Here is a 21417-nt window from a genome sequence, read left to right as displayed (position 1 = left end):
GTTTAAGTGAATCACATAAGAGTAAAAACTTAAACTTGGGGATCAATAATTGTACTGTCTGCATTCGCATAGTGTGAGGGTGTCCGAAAAGGTAAAGCATGTTTTGGACACCCTCTTTCCATCATTTTTAGGAGTTTATTTGTTTTCTGCAATATGCAATCCACATTCTGTTTTTGTTTGGCCTGCCCATCGGCCATCGCGGAAGTTTCCTGGCTGCGTGCATGGTGCACATCCGATGCTGGCATATCCTTGATCGTGCAATGGATTGTATGGAAGCTTGTTTAATTTTATATATGTGATAACATCGTTCCATGTCCAATGGATAAGAGGGCAAATTTTTATTTTCTTAAATTTCTCATCTTTGTTGACGTATTGCGTGTTGCTTCTAGTTGGGGATTGGTCACGTCTTAAGCCTGAAATCCAAGCTTTTGCCTCTTTCAGGGCGGTTTGTAGAGGAAGGACTTTTCTGATGTGACAGCATAGATTTGGATTGTGTTTCCATAGTTCTTCGCCATGTAGTTCTACTTGCTGATCCAACGAAAGCTCAGGTTGGAGCATTTCTATTTGTAATGACGGGTAACGTTTTTTTATCTTTTCAATCAAGTCATATGTTTCATTAAAATGGAGCCCTGTATCGAGAAAGGTAATTTTGCCTTCTTTGTTAACTTTATGAATGAGATCAATGAGAACGATTCCTTCTGCTCCGAAGCTGCAAGCGTAGATAATTTCATTTTTATATTCCCGATAGGCCCATTTTAACACTTCTAAGTAATCTGACCGTTCATCAAATATTGGGTCACTCCAATTATCATAGGTTAACAGGGCAGACAAAAAAATCACTCCATTTCTAAATTTCAACTGTGATAAATTCAAGTGAAATGCATTCGTTATTGTTTACTGTCATTTTATTCATCGCATTGATGTGACCAAATCGATGATAAGAGCTTAATGCGCGTATCCAGGAACCGTGACCAAATACGAGTAAATGGGCAGCGTTATTGTACTTGTTTAAAAAAGAGATGATTCGTTTTTCTAGATTAGAAAGACTCTCGCCAAGTACGATTTTTTGCGGATGTTCAATCCAAAGCTCACCGAATTCGCAGAGCAGGTCTTCTTTTGGACGTCCTTCAAACGGTCCAAAGTCCAATTCATCTAACAGGGCATCTTGCACGGCGGTATAGCCGTATCGTTCTGCTGTTTGCTTCGTTCTTAGGAGGCTGCTGCAAAGAACATGATCAAAAGACTTTCCCATTAAAAGATTCGTGTTTTTAGCAATATTCAGATGCTGTTTTTCTGTGAGAGAAAGAATGGGAATATCTCTTTTTCCTTGTAATTTTTGCTTGATATTCCATTCAGTTGGAAGGTGTCTTATAACGGTAATGTCCATTCTTGTTCCTCCAAGTTAAAAGTTTCACTTCTTAAGCCACGTCGTTGAGTCTCCAATATTAAAACATCTGAAATTTTTACATTTCCTAAATTAACGTTAGAGCCAATACAATTGATAAAGAACATTTGATGTTTGGGTGATGGTGCTTCAAAGATCACTTTTTTCCAATCAATATCCTCGATCAGTTCAAAGATGAGTTCTGCTTTAATGGAGCCATTATTATCGTAAATTCCAGCAGTACCAGAATCCCTTCCTTCCGTAATCACATATTCACAACCTGCATGAAGCAATGAATTGATTTCTGTTTTCCAGTCACAAATCGGCATTTCATTAAAAGAATCTTTTGAGCCTACCTCGGCAATCACATGGAAATCTTTCTTTATGATAGAAATGATTTGCAACCGTTCATGAAGGGGGATATTTAATGTGCCATTCGAAACTTCAACCCATTCGATATTTAGTTCTTTAAGCCAGTCCAGATATTCAGTTATTTTATTTTGCTGATAACATTTCTCAAATAACGTTCCTCCACAATAAGTTTTAATATTATAGTCTTGGTAAAGCTTTATTTTCTCTTTCAGATTAGGAAAGACATAAGCAGTACCGATACCTAATTTAGCAATATCAATTAGCTGATGATAGTCCTCGAGGATATGTTGTAATTGACCAATGGGCGTTCCAAAATCAACGACCGAAGTAAGCCCAAAGCTTCTAGTTCCTTTTGTTCTTGATGGTAATTGCAAAAAATCCATACGGATCGTTCCTCCTCATTTTTTGAACGCTGCCTTGATAATTAAATTACAGAAAATTCGTGATAACTGTATATAGGTACAACATCATCACAATCTTCACTTGTAAAATTAGCCTATTCAAAAACTGGGTGAATGTGTATATATTGGGCTCTTTTGGCTGGATTTAGGCTTGTGAGTGAGTGTATAAACTTTTATTTTCATTCAAACAATAAAGAAGTGTACTAGCAAAAATCTTGATTTTCATCTAAGGGGGTGTTTGAGCATTGGTAAAGCAAAAACTTAAAGGAATGACAATTTTTGCAATAGGCTCAATTCCGCTCATTCTTGTTTTGGGAAATTCGATGCTGATTCCAATTCTTCCAAAGATGAAAACAGAGTTGGATATTTCGCAATTTAAAGTAAGTCTGATCATTTCTGTGTTTTCCATTGCGGCGGCGATTTCTATCCCTGTATTAGGATATCTTTCGGATCGCTTTTCGCGTAAGGCTATTATCATTCCTGCTCTTATTCTTTATGGGAGTGGTGGACTGCTCGCAGGAATTGCGGCAGCTTGGTTTTCAAATGCTTATACATGGATTATAGCTGGGAGAATCATGCAAGGCCTTGGAGCTGCTGGAACAGCCCCAATTGCGATGGCACTGACCGGAGATTTATTTAAAGGTGGGGAGCAAAGTAAAGTACTTGGTCTTGTCGAAGCGTCGAACGGATTTGGCAAAGTGATAAGTCCGATTATAGGCTCACTCTTTGCACTAGTGTTTTGGTATGCAGCTTTTTTTGCTTTTCCTGTATTTTGTTTAATCTCGGTACTTTTAACCTTCTTCTTTATAAAAGAAAAAAAGGCACACAAAGAGCCTCCTCCTGTCGGAAAATATGTTAAAGGGCTTGTATCCGTTTTTAAAACAGAAGGACGTTGGTTGTTCGTTGCCTATTTAACAGGTGCGACCTGCTTATTCACTTTATTCGGTATTCTGTTTTATATTTCTGATATTTTGGAGAAAGAACACCACATTGATGGTGTGTTAAAAGGAGGGATTCTAGCAATTCCCCTCCTATTTATGACAACTACTTCTTATATAACTGGAAGCAAAATTGGCAAAAAAATGAGATTGATGAAAGCACTTATCGTGTTAGGCCTTCTCCTTATGACGATATCTTTTTCCACACTCGTCTTTTTCGAAAAATTAATACCTTTTTTCTCGGTGCTTGTCATTAGTAGTATTGGAACGGGTTTAGTTCTTCCTTGTATAAATAGCTTTATTACAGGCTCTGTTTCAACAGATAAGCGAGGCTTTGTTACCTCTTTATACGGATCTGTGCGCTTTTTAGGAGTTGCGATTGGACCGCCGGTATATAGTACTTTAATGGAATGGTCTCGAACAGGGATGTTTTTAACGACAGCAGCATTAACTTTTTTAGTCGCCCTATTATCACTTATCTTTATTCATGTCCAAAAAAAGAAAACGTCAGAAGAGAACGATCATGATTCACTGTTTGAAAAATGGCAGTTTACTTAAGTAGTGGAATGAATGGTTTAGTAAGTCTTTCACTTTGAATAGCTGTTTCTTTTCGCCTCTACCCTTTCATTGATATGGCAAAGGAGATGATACTGTGCAAATATATTTTTCACCTGAAGTGATGACAGCAGAGTTTCAAGTGTTGAATATAGTTAATTCGGCAAATAAGGCAGTGGGAAATATCGCTTTTTTATTTGATGAGAAAAAGCTATACGTATATGGTATTTTGGAAGAGGAAGGAGTTAGAGAGGATTTCAAGGATTTGGTTAAACCGTATGTAAAAGGGCTGGCGAAGGCAAAAGAAGGCTTAGAAATCTATTCTTGCCTCTATGTTGGCTGTAAAAAAATCGAATTAAAAGTCGAAGAGGAGAAAGAATGACGAATAAGGTGAGTCCTTCTATTTGGAGGCTCACTTTTTTTTTGATTTCGCCATATGCGCTCAGAGAAAGTAGTCCATCGTTGGACTAACTTTTCCTGAGACATTGTCCATTTGGAACGTTATATGCGCTGTGAGTCTTAATAGTATTGAAATTCCCTTATTCATTGCTCAAAAAAATATGCTTTCTGAAGCTAACAATTAACAGTTAATTTAAATTTGTCTTATAACAAGGCGAGTGGTACGATAACGATTGTGGACCGTTCCCAATAAAACGACAAAATTCGCTAAATAAGCAGACTTTAAAGGAGAACATTATGAACCGCTCGAATGTTGTCAAGATTACCGCCATATTACTGTTTACAATCGTTTTGCTTGCCCATAATTATATATTAGTAAATTCGCTACAAGCTATTACTGTGATGATTATATTGGTTGGTGCGATCAGCATTTGGTCGTTTGCCCATCTTTATCAAAAAACAAGTAAAAAAGCGGCTTTATACGAATTAACAAAAAAAGAACTGGAAACAATTAACGAAGAAAGGCGGCTGATTGAAGTTGCACTCGATACAGTTAATGATATCGCAGTGTTTTCTTATAGTACAGAGACAGGGGATTTTTATATTTCTAAAGGAATTGAGCATATATATGGCTATCCATATCGTGAGATTAGAGAGGATCTAAATTTATGGAAACTAATTGTTCATCCGGAGGATATAGAAGAAATTGAAAGAAAAATTGGCCAACTGACCACCGGAACGGCGACTTCGACTGAGCTTCGTATTATCCGACCGGATGGGGAAATGCGCTGGATTATTTATCGAGGGACACCGATAAAAAATAATTTTGGTCATGTAATCAGTATTACAGGCGAAATTATTGATATAACTGAAAGAAAAATGCTTGAGATGAAATTAAAACAACTCGCGTTTTTCGATGAATTAACTGATTTAGCAAATAGAACACTGTTAGAACGGCATTTAAAAAAGGCGCTTTCCCGCTCAAGGCGGCTCTCCCATCCATTAGCTGTAATGTTTATTGATTTAGATGGATTTAAAAAAGTAAACGATACGATGGGGCATGAAACGGGAGATTTGTTATTAAAGGAGGTCGCAATTCGATTAAAAAATTCAGTGCGAGATGAGGATTTCATTGCTCGGCTAGGTGGTGATGAGTTTATCATTTTATTTGAAGAAACAAAAAGAGAGGATATTCAAGATATCGCTCAGAGGGTATTGACAAATGTTTCCTTTCCTTATTTGCTAGGAGATAAACAACCAAAAGTGACACCTAGCATAGGGATTGCCATGTATCCAGAGGATGGGGAGGATGAGGAAACATTATTAAACAATGCAGATAAGGCAATGTATTATGCGAAAAGCAAAGGGAAAAACAATATCCAATTTTATATGGAAGAAATACGCGATCTGCCGGTTAAAAAGAAAGGGGTGCTCAAGAAAATCTTTCAACAATTACAAACAAATTTTTCCAAGTAGCTGCAAGGCCCCGATTTTTCAGAAATCGGGGCAATCTTAACTGATTTAAGGGGTGAGTCCATCAAGGCTTTTGCGCATCGCATCTTGTAAAACTCTTTCTCCACCAATGGCTTCAACAATCCCACCAATTGATTGGATCCAATCCCCGGTGACAGCATGTCTTTGACCGTAAAAAAATACTGATTCATCCTCTGTCAATAGCTGTTCAGAGAGACCGATCGCTTCCAATAGTGTACCGATTACTTGAATCCATACTCCGTGAACGATTTCAAGGGAGCCTGGTACTTGCTCCTCTAAATAGAATAATTTTGTTACTGCCGCTGCCTCCGCTAATCCTGCAAATGCTTGAATCCAAACATTGGCGACAACTTGCTGCCTTAGTTTTAAAATTCTTCGCTCTCTCTCTTCTTCCAATAATATGGGCACTTGTTCTTTTTCTGTTTTGTTCACGCCACTCCTCACTCCTCAAGTCTTGATTCTTTATAACATATGCTTCGGTAGCTTTTTTTGTTGATGGAGGATGAAGAGTGATTTTAAGAAAAAGAAAAATATCCAGCCATTGACCGGATATTTGAAAGGAATACTATGAGGGTAAATGAAAAGGCAAGCTTTTCTTATTTTTTATTGTAGCTGGTAAATATGAACAAACTATGAATAAATACGTAATAATTGATGAATGGCAAGTCGTTGCTGCTCTTGAAGGAGGGCTTGGAGGGAGTTTTAGCCGTCCATGTTCCTTATTTTGTTTTCAGCTCTATGCCAAAATGTCCTTTTCAAAACTTTTTATTCATCATAAGTTAATATCGCGGCCAATACTTTGCTAATGTTAGTTGAACACATCACCATGTTCAGCTACTTTGATTGCTAAAAGCCTGGCAATATCTCAAAACTGTTGCTTTTTCAACTGAGCTTGGAGGTGAATTTAGTCTAAATTTGCGGGAGTGGCTGGTTCTCTTAAAACATTACTTTCTCAAATTCTTTTTTTAAAAAAAACTAGTTTTTTCCATCATGTAATAGTTCATGATATAGACAGGTGATTTCTATTAAAGATATTCTTCCACTATTGCGGTATAGTAAGCGATTATCCTTTTTTTGCTAATGTGAAGATTTATTTTGCTTCAGAGTCAAATCTTGTTATGACATTATCGCATAATGCCACTATGTTATTTGGCACTTTCGATAAGTTAAACGTATGATACATCGATATGAAGTTTTATATATTTTTTAACAGAACTTCTTTTTAGTATTTTATGCTTTAAGGCGCTCTCATCAATTATCGAAAAATAATAAATCTAACTAAGGAGAAACTTCTCCCTTTTACATATGATGTAGCGTAAGACAAATAGAAATAGAAAGGAGGGAAATGCTATGAGTAGAAAAAAATGTGGATGCGAGAATTCACATGGAAATGTTCAGGGTGATAAAACAATTGTTTCACCAACAGAAACAATTGTAAAGGTGCATACAACTCAGCGCACGGTTAGACGAATTCACCCTACTGAAATTATTAACGTTAACCGAACAGTCGTAAGAAATGAGAATTTCTATCCTGTTACGCAAAGACAGGTAAATGAAGTGGTAGAGGAAAATTACGATTGCGGAAGTGATGTTAATAATCCAAGATGTAGACGAGCTGGGGGAATGTTCAGCTTGTAACTTGCAAGCACAGGAGCACTTACTTTTTTAGTAGGTGCTCCTTTTATAGTGAACGGAATTGCTAGCAGCTCAAAATGGTGAAACGAACAAAACGATATAAATAAACAGTTCGTGAAATATGAGAGGATTCGGTGTATGAAGAATGGCATTCTCTAGCTTTTAAAAAAATTAAAGCCGTAGAAGAACTTTTTTAAGGATATATTTGCTCTGAGAACAAAATATACTTATAATAAAACCACAACGTTATAGTTAGAGGTGAAAAAATTGGGGCTGAGAAGCTGAAAATTGGTGAATTAGCAGAAAAATCTAATGTTACTAAAAGAACAATAGATTACTATACACGTTTAGGTTTGTTAAAAGCAGAACGTTCCTCTTCAAACTATTGCTATTATGATGATTCATCGATCGAAAGAATACATTTTATTGAGAAGCGGAAAGCTGTAGGTATGACGCTCGACGAAATTAAAAAGAGATTATCGAAAAATTCTCTGAAGAAATTGATGTATTTGAAATCCGTTTAAAAATGCGCGGGTTAGAAAAAGAGGTTGCAGAGATTGTATCTCAACTTGAGCAGACAGATGACAAGAAAAAGAAGAACATAAAAAAGAATATTTCTTCTGAGACTTTGTCTTTGATACAGCATTGTTGTTGCTCCTTAGCTGAATTGGACCAGATGAACAAAGCAAGCAAACGAACTTACTAGGAGGTGTACGTCTTACTTTTGTGTAAGACTGATGATTGACGACCATTAATTTATTTTTAATTGTTTTATTAATCGCTTTAACCGCATTTTTTGTTGCAACTGAATTCGCAATTGTAAAGGTCCGTGTTTCACGAATAGAACAGCTGATTTCAGAAGGGAAAAAAGGGGCCGTTTCGGCTAAAAAAGTGGTAACGCATCTTGATGAATATTTGTCAGCATGTCAATTGGGGATCACGATAACTGCATTAGGTTTAGGGTGGTTGGGTGAGCCGACTGTTGAGAAATTATTACATCCGCTTTTTGAATATTTTCATTTAAATCAATCTCTTACCCAAATATTATCATTTGCAATCGCTTTTGCTTTAGTTACTTTTTTACATGTTGTTATTGGGGAATTGGCGCCTAAAACAGTTGCTATTCAAAAAGCAGAAGCTGTCACACTTTTATTTGCGGTTCCTATTATTTGGTTCTATAAAATCATGTTTCCATTCATTTGGTTCTTAAATGGCTCGGCACGAGTACTGGTAGGATTATTTGGTTTTAAGCCAGCTTCTGAGCATGAGGTTGCTCATTCTGAGGAGGAACTTCGCATTTTGTTATCCGAAAGTTATAAGAGCGGGGAAATCAATAAGAATGAGTTAAAATACATGAATAATATTTTTGAATTTGACGAAAGAATTGCTAAAGAAATTATGGTCCCGAGAACCGATATTGTTTCTTTATCTATTGACAGCACACTGGAAGAAATGATCAATACGATTAAAAAAGAGAACTATACGCGATATCCAGTTGTGGATGGAGATAAGGATAATATTGTTGGAATCATTAATGTGAAGGAATTTTTAACAGCTACTTTGCATCAGCAAAGAACAGAAGAAAAATTTCGGATTGATGATTTTATCAACCCAGTTATTCGTGTTATCGAAACGATTCCCATTCATGATTTACTCGTAAAAATGCAGAAGGAACGAATTCATATTGCTATTTTGATGGATGAATACGGGGGGACTTCGGGGTTAGTAACCGTTGAGGATATTTTAGAAGAAATTGTTGGCGAGATAAGGGATGAATTCGATTACGACGAAATTCCAGACATCAGAAAATTAAGTGATAACCATTATATTTTGAAATCACGCGTCTTGATTGAAGATGTAAGTGATTTATTAGACATTTATCTGCCCCATGATGAGGTTGATACAATTGGCGGCTGGTTTTTAACGCAGAACATTGATGCTGAGATTGGTTCAGAAATTGAATACAATGGCTATAATTTTAAAGTCCAAAGTAAAGAGGGGCATCAAATTCTTTATTTAGAAGTTTCTAAAATTTAAACTATAACAAACAAAAAGCACTTGGAATGAATTTCCTCGTGCTTTTTTATATGTTAGGGAATGCTGGAAACTTTACCAAAATAATTTTCTCATTACCGGAATCAGTTCGGAGAAATGAGGTTTAACGACAAAATCCTTAGCACCGAGCTTTAAAGCTTCGATAATGAGTCTTTTTTGTCCCATTGCTGAATAAATAATGACCTTTGCACTCGGATCATAATGAATAATTTCCCGCAATGCATCTAACCCATTCAATATAGGCATGGTTAAGTCTAGCAAAACAATGTCTGCGCGTTTTTTCTGATAGGTAGTAACAGCGCTCCTTCCGTCAGCAGCTTCAGCAATTACCTTGAAGCCATTTTCGCTAACAAGACCCCTAATCAAATTTCGAGAAAATTTGGAGTCATCAGCAATTAATACAGTTTTACACATTTTCTTCACCTTTCGCTATTAAATAAGGCAAATTAGCGAAAAAAGTGTTTCTGTCAATAATAGAATCTTTTTTGCAACCCGGCTACCATAACCATTAAGTCTTAGGCCCGTGGCTTTGCGTCTCTTACTTTCGTAAAATTTGCCCGAAGGTAATGATAACATGGCAAAAAGAGATTTAGCAAACTAAATTAATGATTCAGGAAAAGGGGCTTCAGCATAATAGTTAGACGGGAACGATAGCGTGTTTATTCTAAATGCGATGTTCAGGTTGTTGATGGGCATAAGGATGGATCAACGGTTCGGTTCGTGTCTTTTTTTTCTTGTTTTTATGGCAGTTTTTATATGGACCAATATATGTGCTTGGCTGCACCGGTTGAACGGTCTTAATCCAGCTTTGTTCATCGATGCAATACGTATGGGCAACGATATTTGCTGGAGTGAATTTGAGCAGATCAGAGCCTAGGATCACCTCGGGAGTAGGGGCATTAAAGATGGCAAGTAAATGGGTATGATCTGTTGTTGCCACCTCATAGTGCCACCATGCTTGTGGAACATTTGCGACTTGACCAGGTTTTATTGGATAATTTTGAATTTGCTTTGTGAAGGGGTTAAGAATGGAGACGATCGCTGCTCCGGATATACAGTAAACAAGCTCGGCTGCATTTTGATGATAATGTGGTTCAATGACATTATTAGCACTTAAAAATATATCGAGCAAGGATGTATTTTCCAATGTATTGAGCTGATGTATGCCTAATATATTAATGAGGTTGTCATTATCCTTTTTGAATAATGTGCTTTTATTGACGTCAAAAGTGTACTGTAAGGTTGGTGATGTGTAATCTAAGTAGGCCGCCATATTGTTTTCACCTCTTTTTTCACATTTGAAAACTCTTAGGCATGTTATGCAAATGAAGTTCTTTTCGTGTTTTGTACAATTGTGAGTTAGAATCACTTACGTAAGCCTTTGACGCTTAAGTAGCAATAAAATATGATAAACATAAGAATCCCGTGTAAGGACGTGCTAGAATGAAAATTTTATTAGTTGAGGATGATAGGACGATTGCTGCTGGCTTAGAGTACTCCCTGCAGAAGGATGGGTTTGAAACAGTGCTGTATCACGATGCTAAATCAGCTGAAAGCTTTTTAACAAAGGGATTAAATGAAGTTGATTTGTGTTTGTTTGATTTATCCCTTCCAGACGGTAGTGGTTATGAGCTATGCCAAATTGTTAAAAAACACAGTGATAAGCCCGTTATTTTTTTAACTGCATTCGATGACGAGGTCAATGTTGTAATGGGGCTTGATATGGGGGCTGATGACTATATTACGAAGCCTTTCCGAATTCGTGAGCTTATATCTCGAATTAAATCTGTTCTTAGAAGATATGACCTACATCTGCAAACGCAGCCCAAAACGGTCATTGAAATCGGAAATATCGGCATTAATACGTTGGAAGGAACGGTTTGGAAAAATGGGGAGGAGGTTCTTTTAACGGCATTGGAATATAAATTACTATTAATTTTTGCTAATCACCTTGGACAAGTTTTGACAAGAGTCCAGCTTTTAGAACGAATATGGGATGTCGCTGGTGATTTTGTCAATGATAATACGTTAACAGTTTACATAAAACGCTTAAGAGAAAAGCTGGAAGATGATCCGCAAAGCCCAACAATCATAAAAACCGTAAGAGGTATAGGCTATAAGGTTGGTGAATAGGGAATGCTTCGCAATCGTGAAATCCGTTTTTTCATGCTCGTACAATCTATGATCACTGTTATTGCGGCAATAATGACTGCAATCTTCTTTTCGCTAGAAGTTGCTATTGCAGTGACGAGCATTTCTGTCATTTTAATCATTGTCTCATTCTATTTTACAAGATGGCATTATTCTGAATTAAAAAAGCTCTCTAGTTCGATTAGAAAAATTATAAGTGGAGATTATAGCCTTGACGTTCGTGATAATGATGAAGGGGAGTTAAGTATATTAAAAAATGATCTTTATAAAGTGACATTCATGCTATCTGAACAAAGCTCCTTATTGCAAAAAGATAAGCTGCGGTTAACGGATGCAATTTCAGATATATCGCACCAGTTAAAAACACCGCTTACGTCGATGATCGTTATGTCTGATTTAATAAGTGATCCCACATTAGATGAAGACAAAAGAGCTGAGTTCACAAGAAATATGCGTATGCAATTAGAACGAATTGAGTGGCTCGTTTCCTCTTTGTTAAAATTGTCAAAAATTGATGCAGGCACAGTTCTATTTAAAAAGGATAGAATTCCCGTACACTCATTAGTTAAGAGAGCTGTCGAGTCCATTTTAATTCCCATCGATATTAAACGGCAGTCTTTAAAAATATCAGGGGATGATAATGCGATCTTTATCGGTGATCTTAATTGGACGGTAGAAGCGTTGATCAATATTTTGAAAAATTGTGTAGAGCATACCGATGAAGGTGGCTATATTGCTATTTCTTTTTCAGAAAATCCACTTTATACAGAGATTACGATTCAGGATGATGGCAAAGGAATCGACAAAGAGGATTTGATCAATATTTTTAAACGATTTTATAAAGGAAAAAATGCGGGAGAGGATAGCGTTGGAATAGGGCTTGCCTTATCTTACAGTATCATCACCAACCAGCAAGGAGATATCGAGGTGAGAAGTGAAGTTGATAAGGGAACCACTTTCCAAATTAAATTTTATAAACAGGTGATTTAAGTTAGTATTTAAATGACTATATTGTCATTTTATAGTCACTGAAAAGTCATTTTAGACAGATATACTAAATAGCAATGACAAATGGTGGAGGTTTTTTGCATGGATATTTTAAAAATAGAAGATCTGTCTAAAGTGTATGGAAAAGGGATTACAGAGGTAAAAGCGTTGGATCGGGTATCGTTTTCTGTAAAAAAAGGAGAATTCGTTGTGATCATCGGTCCTTCCGGTTCAGGGAAATCCACTTTGCTTCATTTATTAGGCGGAGTTGATCGACCGACAAGCGGGAATGTTTTTATCGATAATACAAATATTTATGAGCTGGACGAAACACAATTAGCTATTTTTAGAAGAAGACAAATCGGCTTAATTTACCAATTTTATAATCTTATTCCGATCTTAACGGTTGAAGAAAATATAACATTACCGGTGTTGCTGGATGGGCATAAGGTAGATGGCAAACAATTAGATGAGATTGTGAGAATTCTTGGCTTGAAAGAGCGCTTAAGCCATTTGCCGAATCAATTATCTGGTGGTCAACAGCAGCGTGTTTCGATCGGACGGGCACTGATCAGCAATCCGGCTATTATCTTGGCTGACGAACCGACAGGAAATTTGGATAGTAAAAATAGCAGCGAAATTATGGAATTGCTAAAAATGTTTAATAAAACTTTTAATCAAACACTCATCGTTATCACCCATGATGAACGTATTGCTTTACAGGCTGACCGTGTTATTTCGATTGAGGATGGTAGGATTGCCAAAGATGAGGTGCTCCGTCCATGAATATTGTTAATAAACTAACGATTAGACATTTACGCAAGAATAGAAGAAGAACTCTTATAACGATTATCGGAGTTATTATTTCCGTTGCCATGATCATGGCGGTTTCGACTTTAGCAGTTTCCTTTCTTGATTTAATGAAAAGGCAATCGATCGCTTCTAATGGTGAATGGCATGTTCAATATTCAGATGTAACAAAAGGGCAACTGGAGACGATCGCAAAGGAAGAATCGACGAGCAAGCTAGTCGTTTCAAGAGATCGTGGCTATGCAAAGTTAGCAAATTCCCAAAATAAGAATAAACCATATTTGTTTGTAAAGGAACTTAGTGAGCCAGGATTTGAGCAATTTCCAATTGAGTTAAGTGAAGGGCGGCTTCCACAAGCTGCTAATGAGATCGTTATTTCAGAGGAAATTAAAAATGATGCTGGTGTAAATTACAGGATTGGTCAACAAGTCACTCTCGATTATGGGAAGAGGGTTGTAGAAGGATACGATGATCAGTTGAGGCAAAATGATCCACTTGCCAAAGATGAGAACGGGGTAAAAGAACAATTAGAAATTGAGGATTCACAAACATTTACGATTGTTGGTGTCATTAAAAGACCAATATGGGAATCTACTTGGTCACCGGCTTACACAGTTATCAATTTAATCGAACCGAGTTTACTGGCCAATGACGATGTGGTCGATGCTGTTGTCGTCGTTGATAAGATCAATCGTTCCCTTTATAAAACCGTTGAACAAGTAGCAAGTGAAAATAAGATAGAGACAATTAAATTTAATAAGGAACTTCTACGTTTTTATGGAGTAACAGATAATGATGAATTGCAACGAACATTGTATTCCCTTGCCTGTATCATTATGGTTGTAATCGTAATCGGTTCCGTATCTCTCATATATAATGCCTTTGCTATTAGTGTATCGGAGCGGGCAAGACAATTAGGAATGCTTTCTAGTGTAGGGGCAACGAGGAAACAAAAACGAGATTCCGTATTCTTTGAGGGAGCAATCATTGCTTTAATAAGTATTCCCCTTGGAATTGTTGCAGGATTAGGAGGCATTGCTGTCACCTATTTGTTTATTAATTCCTTTATTGAAGGAGCACTCGGAGTTACCGAGAAATTAGAAGTAGTCGTGACACCGTTGTCGCTCTTGCTTGCATGTGTGGTTTCGCTGTTGACAATATTCATTTCCACCTTTTTACCTGCGAGAAAAGCGTCAAAAATTGCTGCAATCGATGCGATTCGACAAACTCAGGACATTAAATTATCTGGCAGAACAGTAAAAACATCAAAGCTAGTGAGAAAAATTTTTGGAATTGAAGCAGAAATTGGTTTAAAAAATGTGAAACGTAATAAAAGAAGATATAAAGCCACTGTATTTTCTTTAGTCATTAGTATTGTTTTGTATTTATCGGTCTCTTTTTTTACAAGTAATATCAGTAAGTCTGCCCAATTGTCACAGGACGGAATCAATTTTGACATTCAAGTGGAAGTGAATGAGAACGATTTGACCAACGAGGAAATACAATCCCTCACAGGTTTGACGGGAATTACGGATTATAGCATTCAAAGGAAAATGCAGTTAATAGCACCAATAAAAAAGGAAGCGTGGCCAAAAGAGCTTCATGACATCATGGAGAATGAACAATCTCAAGGAGATACGTATGATTTTGTCATCAATCTATATGGACTTGATGATTCGAGTTTTCAAAGATATGTAGAGAAAATCGACGCTAATAAAAATGACTTTGAAGACAACTCAACCATTAACGCTATTGTGATTGATCAGATTAAATATCAGGATTATCGTTTAGGTAAATTTGTTGAGACAAAGGCAATTGAGATGACACCAGGGGAAGTGTTGGATACGGTCGTAATGGATGATGACAGCGAAGAGGAAGCATCCCATCAGCAAATAAAGATTGCAGCGTTAACAGACCACGTTCCAATGGGAATAATGACATCAGGTGTAGGAGCATTAGAAGTGATCGTCCGAGAAGAGGTGCTCGAGCAAATAATAAAGGAGGATGTTTCCGATTCAGTGCAGACGAACTTATTTATAAATAGCTCTGATCCGATGGAGACACAGAAGGCGCTAGAGGCTCAGGTTTCCACTACTACCTATGTCTATAATGTTTCTTTGCAGAAACAGAAAGAGGAACAGTTTATTATGCTTTTATCTGTGTTCACTTATGGCTTCATTGCCTTAATTTCATTAATTTCTGTAGCCAATATATTTAATACGATTTCAACAAGTATATCTTTGCGTAAACGTGAGTTTGCGATGTTAAAATCAGTTGGAATGACGCCAAAAGGATTTAATAAGTTGATCAACTATGAAAGTATTTTTTATGGTGTGAAAGCATTGCTTTATGGGCTACCTATTAGTGCAGTGGTAATGGCGCTTATACATTGGTCCTTACAAGGCCCCTTTTCCTACGGATTAATGGTGCCATGGATGAACATTGTTTATGTCATTATCGCTATTTTTATCATTGTGAGCTCGGTGATGCTGTATTCGATTCGGAAGATCAAAAAAGAAAATATCATTGATGGTTTAATACAAGAGAATATTTAGGAGCCTCTAAGAATGTCTTTTCGCCGATGCTTGTGAACTAAGGCACTTTCCCGAATAAATAGGAAAGTGCCTCTTTAAATTCTTTAATGTTCTCGAAGCTTATTATACCCTATTTGAAAAAGGTAAATTAGGATGGATAATGCTTGTTGTATGAGAAATATACCAAAATAATTTATTTTATTAATATCGAAGATGCCAAACTTCTCATATAATTCCATGAATACAAAACAATAGATTAGATCGCTAACCAAATTAAGAATCCAGTAAAGCCAAAAGTAGCCAAAAGTGATGTACAAAAAAAACATCGGTAACACAATATATAATCCATATGTAGCTGGGGGGACATTTGTGAGAGGCACAATCGTTTCTTTTACGTTTACAATATCCCATCTTTCATAGATTTGAAATACGATCGTGATTAAAAGTGAGGAAAATAACCCTGCCGGTAAAAATTGGCTCACCCGCTGTTTATCTAAAAAAAACAATAATCCCCATGGGAGAATCAACATCACCCATAAAATAATTTGATTTAACATAAGATAAATTCCCTTCATGTTTTACTATTATTGTTTGCCAAAAATGTTTTTTTATTAAAAAGTGGCTAAAATTCGATAGGTGTAAATTTAGCTCAAAAAAGATTTGAATGAAACAAGGATAAGTGGTTATTTAAATGCAATGAACTATAATCAAGAGGCGTTTAATGATCGTGTGGTGTGAAGAAACAATAATGTTCACTTAGTTTGGCTTGATGTAAAGGAGACAGTAAGTAAGCATTCTCCTAGCAATTTCTTGAGCCCAGGCGATCCTTCGTCAGAACAAAAAAGCGAGAGAAATTAAGGTTTTTCATCGATAAATAGCTGCAATAGTACGTAGGAGTTAAATAGAGGAGCAGAGAGGAAATGGAGTGCAGCTGAATTTGTTGTGCTACAATAATTTAAAGAGTATCTATGTTTTTAAATAGGCTTTATTGTATGTCGGTGTCGATTTTTGGGGGCTCTTTTTCTCTCTGACTTGTCTGTTTTATGAACAAAGGTGTAAAACCAAGCAGGCAACAGATGCAATGAGTTCAAAATTATTTTTTCAATAGGGCTTTAAAATAATTGCGAAGTAATAATACATACGATAAAAGGAATGAGTGACTGTTTATGAACGAAACAAGGGTTCTTATTATTGAAGATGATGAACCGATTGCGGATTTATTATCTTATCGACTAACATCGGAAGGTTTTGAAACGTGTATTGCAACAAGTGGATCGGAAGGAATGAGTAAATTGGTGCAGTTCAAACCTGATCTTCTTTTACTCGATTGGATGCTTCCTGATTGCAGTGGTCTAGACTTATGTAAAATGGTTACGGAGAATTATAATATACCAATCCTAATGATTACGGCCAAATCTGATATCGCGGATAAAGTACTAGGATTGGAATATGGTGCTGATGATTATATAACAAAACCATTCGATCTTCGGGAAATCGTAGCAAGGATTCGTACGATTCTTCGCCGTTTAAATCATGCAAATTTAAGCGATTATGGAAATACAAAAAACGAAATAATTCGCATTAAAAACCTTGTGATTATTCCAGAGGAAAGGATTGTAAAGAAGGATGAGCAATTAGTGGAATTGACGCCTAAAGAGTTTGATTTGCTCATGACTTTAATTGAATCACGTGGAAGAATCTACTCTCGTTCCGAACTGTTAAATCTTGTGTGGGGATATGATTTCGTAGGGGACACACGCACGGTCGATACCCATATTCAAAGGCTCCGTAAAAAGCTAAATGCAGGTGATTTGATTACTACTGTTTTTGGAATTGGATATAAGTTTGAGAAGCTGGGGGGATAAAGGATGTTTCGAACGATAAAGGCTAAGTTTATCATTGGCTTTTTTGTCATTTTTGTCCTTTCTTTCCTTGTGCTTACTCAAACGGTAAAAGAGACGATATGGTCAAACAATCAAAAGGTTGTTACTTCAGATTTAGTGGATCTGAAAAAAAATAGTATTGTCTATGTAAGACAAGCGTTTCTGATTAATCATTATAAGAGCAATGAACTTTATTTCAGTGATATGGCGACAGATATGGTAAATGATTTAACTCATTCCACAGGTAGCAATGTTAGTGTTTATAGCGTAGATGGTGAATTGTTAGCATCGTCTGATGAAACAGCATTTTTAGCAAAAAGTGATGATGATCTAAAAGAGGCTCTTAATGGAAATACAGCTTATCATATTACTTATAATCGAAGTAAGGCAGAAGCTCTTTTTTCATATCCAGTTGTCATTGATGGAACCAAAGTAGGGATACTCCGTTTTTCAAAAGATTTTAGTCTTCTTTACAAGCAGAGTGGGGAAATTGTGGATTTCATCTTTTATATCGCATTAGCAATATTTGCGATTGCGTACCTTTTTTCTTATATTTTATCCAGAAATATTACAATTCCTCTGACAAAGCTGACGGAGGCATCATCAGAAATTAAGAAAGGGAATTTGGATGTCGATATCAACTTTCAAAGAAAAGATGAAATTGGGCAACTTGCTATTAATTTTAATGAAATGATTTATAGAATAAAGGACCAAATCTCTACAATCGAAAGGGATCGGGATCAGTTAAAGGAATTGAATGAACAGGAAAAACGCTTTTATGATAATATCACCCATGAGCTTAAAACACCGTTAACCTCCATACTGGGGTATGCTGAAATGATAAAAGAAAAGGGAGAATCCGATCAGAAATTTTTTGATAAGGGAATGAATCACATCATAGAAGAGAGCCGACGCCTTCATAATTTGGTACTAAAGCTTCTCGAAATATCACGGAGTTCTTCTATTAATCAAAAGTTTGACAGAGTGGATGTTGGGGGAATTCTAAAAGATGTTTGTGAGTCAATGTCGTTTCGGGCAGAACGATATAAGAGAAGGATTCGATACGATGTTGAAGAAAATTTATTCGTATACGGCCAAGCAGACAGATTACGTCAATTATTTATTAACCTCCTGGATAATGCGATTAAATATAGCTTTGCCAATTCAGAAATAAATGTTGAGGCGAAGACGGTTGAAGAAAAAATTCATTTTATATTTAAAAATCCTAGTCCTCCTTTTGAGGATGTTCAATATTCAAAACTGTTTCAACCTCATTATTCAGCAAATGAAACAGTGGCGGAAAAGGGAAGTATGGGGCTGGGTTTAAGCATTGTAAAAGCGATCGTTGAGGAGCATAAAGGTACGATCAAAATCTTCTATGAGGAAAATCAGACCATTGTTGTGATGGAAATCAATCGTTTAGGAGAGGAGGAACCATCATGAACAAGCAGTTTATTAGAGCGATATGGATCGTATTGTTTATGGTCTTGTTCGTATCCGGTTGCAGTGGAGAAAGAGCGGAAACAATCGTGATTCCAACACAGGAAGAAAACAATATTGAAAATCATAATTCCCATCCATTCCTGGTAAAAAAGATCTATCCTCTCCCTGCTGTTAATAAACTATTTGGTTGGTCCTCAACGAATTCTATTATTGGCGTTTTTAAAAAAGAAGAGCTTGCCAAACAGGTAAGTAATTATCTTCACACGCTTGCGTTCCCTTATGAAACACCAGAGATGTTACAAGAATGGAATCAGTATACTTTCAATTTGTTAGTCTCACCAGATGGCAAGAAGATAGTTGAATTCATGATGTCTTCAACCTCAAATAAGGGAATCATAAACTTGATATCCGTTCAGGATGGCAGTAAAACGGAAATAGCTACCATTGATTATAATAAATCAATGTATGTACAGGGAGGATCGTGGTCCAATAATAGCCGTTATATTTGTTATCTTGTACTAACGGCAAAGAAAAAGCAGCCAGCCGAAGTTCATCTCTTCGATACCGACACAGGATCACTTAAAACATATCCATTAAAGGAGATAGAAAATGAATCTCCTACAGCTATAAGCATTTCTGACAATGGCGATAATTTGTTATTGACGATACTACCGAACTCAAAACGAGATTCCAGTATCATCATGGGAACCATTACTGAAACTGGGATTAATCTTCATTCCGAAAAGTTAAGAACACTTGGTGAACCTACATGGTTGAATAATAACCAGTTTGTATTTTTGGGACCAGAAAACACTCTTTATGAGTACGATCAGCGGAATGGTGAACTTTCAGCACTACTTGAAAAAGTCACCAGTTTTAAATTTTCTCCTGATCGTAAGAAAATAGCTTATTTTTTATACGATCGTGACACCGTTTATGCAGGAAAACTTCAAGGAAGGAATATTTTGTTTCAAGAACCTGTATATCATGGCATCGTGCCGTTTGAATTGTTTTGGAGTCCTGATGGCAATAATCTTCTCATTCATGGGCAGAAGCAAAGTTCACCGGTGGAAGGCTCCTTAACGCAAATGGTTCCCAGTAATGACTCTGCTTATATAGTGACCTTTTAACTATAAAAATGTAAGCTTCTTATTGATTGTGTAAGCCTCATTTTAGCTTTTGGCTAAGAGGAGGCTTTTTAATTTGTTCTGCTTTTAAAAATGGGCTCTTGTCTCACAGTTATATTTTACGTAAAGACATAGACCGAAGTCGTAAGAAGCTTCCTTCATTTCTCACACAAAAAGATAGATAGATATTTTTGTGACATTTTGTTTACAAGTAGGTCAAACTTCTATGACATTTGTATTTTATATTTAATCTTGCAAAGAAATATGTCGGGTTTTGTCTAAATACAGCAAAATGATCGAAGCGATCATTCTTGTAAAGAAGATTACTGTGTAGTGTGGTTATATTTGGGGGGATCAATATGTCAAGTTCACAAAGAAAAAGATATAAATTGAATGTTAAGGGGAAAATAACAGTATTTATACTAACTATATTAATGGTATCATTATGCGTAACATGGGCAGGAAAGGTCGTCGGACAAATGTTTGACTTGGCTAAAGAAGATACTAAAATAGCAGAAGCAAAGATTAAAGATGCTGATAGTCAACAAGTGAAAGATGTAATTGAAAAGGATGTTGATGAAGATACAGGTAGAGCAATCATTGAAGATGAAGAGAGAGAAGAGTTAGAACTTGGGAAAGTAGTCTACTTAACTTTTGATGATGGGCCGCATTCAACTGCTTCAGAAAAAATATTAAATCTGCTTAATCAGTATAATGCCAAAGCGACTTATTTTATGTTAAAGCCAAATATCGAACAAAATTCTGCTATGGTGGAAAAAGTGGCTGAAAGTGGTCACTCTATTGGCGCTCATGGTGTCACACATGATGTATCGAAAATCTATCAATCTCCTGGAAATTTTGTAGCGGAAATGAATGAAACGTTAGCGGCGATTTTTGAAAATTCCCATTTGAGATCTCGGTTGATAAGAGCACCATATGGTTCAAAACCTTATATCACTCAGCCTTTTAGAGAAGCAATTGAGGATGAGCAATTTATTTTATGGGATTGGAATATTGATTCAGAGGATTGGAAGATGACGAAAGGTCAATACGTGAATAATGTGATTCAGCAGGTAAATCAATATGTTGGTAAGAGACCATTGGTTATTTTACTGCACGAGAAGCCAACTACAGCTAATCATTTAGAAAAACTGTTAAGTTATTTTCATAAAAATGGATATGAGATGAAAGCAATAGATGAGTCGATGAAGCCGTTGCAATTTAAAGTGGATCAATAAATAATAATAGT

21 protein-coding genes and 1 riboswitch are annotated in these 21417 nt (G+C 36.3%); of the genes, 14 read left to right on the top strand and 7 right to left on the bottom strand.

Features of this window, described 5'->3' with window-relative positions; genetic code table 11:
- Positions 1 to 135 precede the first annotated feature (135 nt).
- Genes PZE06_RS18230 through PZE06_RS18220 form a run of 3 tightly spaced genes read right to left on the bottom strand, consistent with a single transcriptional unit; the run spans position 136 to position 2139 of the window.
- Entirely contained in the window at positions 136 to 822 is a 687-nt protein-coding gene (locus PZE06_RS18230) for a phosphoadenylyl-sulfate reductase (protein WP_275791781.1), read from the bottom strand.
- Positions 823 to 847: 25 nt separating this feature from the next.
- Positions 848 to 1387, bottom strand: a complete 540-nt coding sequence (locus PZE06_RS18225) for a histidine phosphatase family protein (protein ID WP_275791773.1) — start codon at positions 1385 to 1387, stop codon at positions 848 to 850.
- Entirely contained in the window at positions 1369 to 2139 is a 771-nt protein-coding gene (locus PZE06_RS18220; RefSeq protein WP_275791772.1) for a phosphosulfolactate synthase, read from the bottom strand. Before PZE06_RS18220 ends, PZE06_RS18225 begins: the two co-directional genes overlap by 19 nt.
- Positions 2140 to 2426: 287 nt before the next feature.
- Here PZE06_RS18220 and PZE06_RS18215 point away from each other — a divergent pair, with 287 nt between their 5' ends.
- The 3 genes from PZE06_RS18215 (at position 2427) to PZE06_RS18205 (ending at position 5525) form a co-directional block, all read left to right on the top strand.
- Positions 2427 to 3653: an MFS transporter gene (locus PZE06_RS18215; RefSeq protein ID WP_275791780.1), complete on the top strand. Its 1227-nt coding sequence runs from the start codon at positions 2427 to 2429 to the stop codon at positions 3651 to 3653.
- A 94-nt stretch (positions 3654 to 3747) separates the two neighbouring features.
- The gene (locus PZE06_RS18210; protein ID WP_275791771.1) at positions 3748 to 4032 is read left to right on the top strand and encodes a hypothetical protein; all 285 of its coding nucleotides are present in this window, start codon (positions 3748 to 3750) and stop codon (positions 4030 to 4032) included.
- A 314-nt stretch (positions 4033 to 4346) separates the two neighbouring features.
- Positions 4347 to 5525, top strand: coding sequence for a sensor domain-containing diguanylate cyclase (locus PZE06_RS18205; RefSeq protein WP_275791770.1), 1179 nt, complete (start codon positions 4347 to 4349; stop codon positions 5523 to 5525).
- A gap of 45 nt (positions 5526 to 5570) precedes the next feature.
- On the opposite strand, the gene PZE06_RS18200 is transcribed toward PZE06_RS18205, so the two are convergent.
- Positions 5571 to 5975, bottom strand: a complete 405-nt coding sequence (locus PZE06_RS18200) for a hypothetical protein (RefSeq protein ID WP_275791769.1) — start codon at positions 5973 to 5975, stop codon at positions 5571 to 5573.
- 918 nt (positions 5976 to 6893) lie between these two features.
- Between PZE06_RS18200 and PZE06_RS18195 the strand changes: the two genes are divergently transcribed.
- The 3 genes from PZE06_RS18195 to PZE06_RS18185 all read left to right on the top strand — a co-directional run bounded on the left by PZE06_RS18195 (position 6894) and on the right by PZE06_RS18185 (position 9215).
- The gene (locus tag PZE06_RS18195) at positions 6894 to 7181 is read left to right on the top strand and encodes a CotD family spore coat protein (RefSeq protein WP_275791768.1); all 288 of its coding nucleotides are present in this window, start codon (positions 6894 to 6896) and stop codon (positions 7179 to 7181) included.
- Positions 7182 to 7426: 245 nt separating this feature from the next.
- Entirely contained in the window at positions 7427 to 7702 is a 276-nt protein-coding gene (locus tag PZE06_RS18190; protein WP_309145450.1) for a MerR family transcriptional regulator, read from the top strand.
- Positions 7703 to 7919: 217 nt separating this feature from the next.
- On the top strand, positions 7920 to 9215 hold the full coding sequence (locus PZE06_RS18185; protein WP_275791767.1) for a hemolysin family protein: 1296 nt from the start codon (positions 7920 to 7922) through the stop codon (positions 9213 to 9215).
- Between the two features lie 72 nt (positions 9216 to 9287).
- Here PZE06_RS18185 and PZE06_RS18180 read toward each other — a convergent pair whose 3' ends face one another.
- Positions 9288 to 9647, bottom strand: a complete 360-nt coding sequence (locus tag PZE06_RS18180) for a response regulator (protein ID WP_275791766.1) — start codon at positions 9645 to 9647, stop codon at positions 9288 to 9290.
- 69 nt (positions 9648 to 9716) lie between these two features.
- Positions 9717 to 9801: riboswitch (cyclic di-GMP riboswitch) on the bottom strand.
- Positions 9802 to 9897: 96 nt separating this feature from the next.
- On the bottom strand, positions 9898 to 10506 hold the full coding sequence (locus tag PZE06_RS18175; RefSeq protein WP_275791765.1) for a cupin domain-containing protein: 609 nt from the start codon (positions 10504 to 10506) through the stop codon (positions 9898 to 9900).
- Positions 10507 to 10676: 170 nt separating this feature from the next.
- On the opposite strand from PZE06_RS18175, the gene PZE06_RS18170 reads away from it, so the two are divergent.
- The 4 genes from PZE06_RS18170 (at position 10677) to PZE06_RS18155 (ending at position 15736) form a co-directional block, all read left to right on the top strand.
- Entirely contained in the window at positions 10677 to 11366 is a 690-nt protein-coding gene (locus PZE06_RS18170; protein ID WP_275791764.1) for a response regulator transcription factor, read from the top strand.
- Positions 11367 to 11369: 3 nt separating this feature from the next.
- The gene (locus PZE06_RS18165; RefSeq protein WP_275791763.1) at positions 11370 to 12374 is read left to right on the top strand and encodes a sensor histidine kinase; all 1005 of its coding nucleotides are present in this window, start codon (positions 11370 to 11372) and stop codon (positions 12372 to 12374) included.
- A gap of 99 nt (positions 12375 to 12473) precedes the next feature.
- A complete protein-coding gene (locus PZE06_RS18160; RefSeq protein ID WP_275791762.1) occupies positions 12474 to 13157 on the top strand; it encodes an ABC transporter ATP-binding protein in 684 nt (227 codons plus the stop codon).
- Complete coding sequence (locus PZE06_RS18155) at positions 13154 to 15736, top strand: ABC transporter permease (RefSeq protein WP_275791761.1); 2583 nt, start codon at positions 13154 to 13156, stop codon at positions 15734 to 15736. The genes PZE06_RS18160 and PZE06_RS18155 overlap by 4 nt, the downstream gene beginning before the upstream one ends.
- An 83-nt stretch (positions 15737 to 15819) precedes the next feature.
- Here the strand turns inward: PZE06_RS18155 and PZE06_RS18150 are convergent, their stop codons facing one another.
- Positions 15820 to 16272 (bottom strand): hypothetical protein, encoded by a 453-nt coding sequence (locus PZE06_RS18150; protein ID WP_275791760.1) that lies wholly within the window; start codon positions 16270 to 16272, stop codon positions 15820 to 15822.
- Between the two features lie 609 nt (positions 16273 to 16881).
- Between PZE06_RS18150 and PZE06_RS18145 the strand changes: the two genes are divergently transcribed.
- The 4 genes from PZE06_RS18145 (at position 16882) to PZE06_RS18130 (ending at position 21406) form a co-directional block, all read left to right on the top strand.
- Complete coding sequence (locus PZE06_RS18145) at positions 16882 to 17580, top strand: response regulator transcription factor (RefSeq protein ID WP_275791759.1); 699 nt, start codon at positions 16882 to 16884, stop codon at positions 17578 to 17580.
- 3 nt (positions 17581 to 17583) lie between these two features.
- Positions 17584 to 19041 (top strand): HAMP domain-containing sensor histidine kinase, encoded by a 1458-nt coding sequence (locus PZE06_RS18140; RefSeq protein WP_275791758.1) that lies wholly within the window; start codon positions 17584 to 17586, stop codon positions 19039 to 19041.
- A complete protein-coding gene (locus tag PZE06_RS18135) occupies positions 19038 to 20171 on the top strand; it encodes a WD40 repeat domain-containing protein (protein ID WP_275791757.1) in 1134 nt (377 codons plus the stop codon). The genes PZE06_RS18140 and PZE06_RS18135 overlap by 4 nt, the downstream gene beginning before the upstream one ends.
- Before the next feature lie 356 nt (positions 20172 to 20527).
- Positions 20528 to 21406, top strand: coding sequence for a polysaccharide deacetylase family protein (locus PZE06_RS18130; protein ID WP_275791756.1), 879 nt, complete (start codon positions 20528 to 20530; stop codon positions 21404 to 21406).
- Positions 21407 to 21417: the final 11 nt, after the last annotated feature.

Origin of the sequence: Robertmurraya sp. DFI.2.37 (assembly GCF_029211245.1) — a bacterium.
GTDB classification, from domain to species: domain Bacteria; phylum Bacillota; class Bacilli; order Bacillales; family Cytobacillaceae; genus Robertmurraya; species Robertmurraya methanolica_A.
This window is presented reverse-complemented; position numbering and strand designations above follow the sequence as displayed.

Excerpts from the sequence above, each read along its gene's own strand:
- PZE06_RS18175 (WP_275791765.1), bottom strand. The coding sequence starts at position 10,506 with ATGGCGGCCTACTTAGATTACACATCACCAACCTTACAGTACACTTTT.
- PZE06_RS18225 (WP_275791773.1), bottom strand. The coding sequence starts at position 1,387 with ATGGACATTACCGTTATAAGACACCTTCCAACTGAATGGAATATCAAG.
- PZE06_RS18150 (WP_275791760.1), bottom strand. The coding sequence starts at position 16,272 with ATGTTAAATCAAATTATTTTATGGGTGATGTTGATTCTCCCATGGGGA.
- PZE06_RS18205 (WP_275791770.1), top strand. The coding sequence starts at position 4,347 with ATGAACCGCTCGAATGTTGTCAAGATTACCGCCATATTACTGTTTACA.
- PZE06_RS18160 (WP_275791762.1), top strand. The coding sequence starts at position 12,474 with ATGGATATTTTAAAAATAGAAGATCTGTCTAAAGTGTATGGAAAAGGG.
- PZE06_RS18170 (WP_275791764.1), top strand. The coding sequence starts at position 10,677 with ATGAAAATTTTATTAGTTGAGGATGATAGGACGATTGCTGCTGGCTTA.
- PZE06_RS18140 (WP_275791758.1), top strand. The coding sequence starts at position 17,584 with ATGTTTCGAACGATAAAGGCTAAGTTTATCATTGGCTTTTTTGTCATT.
- PZE06_RS18195 (WP_275791768.1), top strand. The coding sequence starts at position 6,894 with ATGAGTAGAAAAAAATGTGGATGCGAGAATTCACATGGAAATGTTCAG.
- PZE06_RS18215 (WP_275791780.1), top strand. The coding sequence starts at position 2,427 with ATGACAATTTTTGCAATAGGCTCAATTCCGCTCATTCTTGTTTTGGGA.
- PZE06_RS18145 (WP_275791759.1), top strand. The coding sequence starts at position 16,882 with ATGAACGAAACAAGGGTTCTTATTATTGAAGATGATGAACCGATTGCG.
- PZE06_RS18135 (WP_275791757.1), top strand. The coding sequence starts at position 19,038 with ATGAACAAGCAGTTTATTAGAGCGATATGGATCGTATTGTTTATGGTC.
- PZE06_RS18155 (WP_275791761.1), top strand. The coding sequence starts at position 13,154 with ATGAATATTGTTAATAAACTAACGATTAGACATTTACGCAAGAATAGA.
- PZE06_RS18165 (WP_275791763.1), top strand. The coding sequence starts at position 11,370 with ATGCTTCGCAATCGTGAAATCCGTTTTTTCATGCTCGTACAATCTATG.
- PZE06_RS18220 (WP_275791772.1), bottom strand. The coding sequence starts at position 2,139 with ATGGATTTTTTGCAATTACCATCAAGAACAAAAGGAACTAGAAGCTTT.
- PZE06_RS18180 (WP_275791766.1), bottom strand. The coding sequence starts at position 9,647 with ATGTGTAAAACTGTATTAATTGCTGATGACTCCAAATTTTCTCGAAAT.
- PZE06_RS18130 (WP_275791756.1), top strand. The coding sequence starts at position 20,528 with ATGTCAAGTTCACAAAGAAAAAGATATAAATTGAATGTTAAGGGGAAA.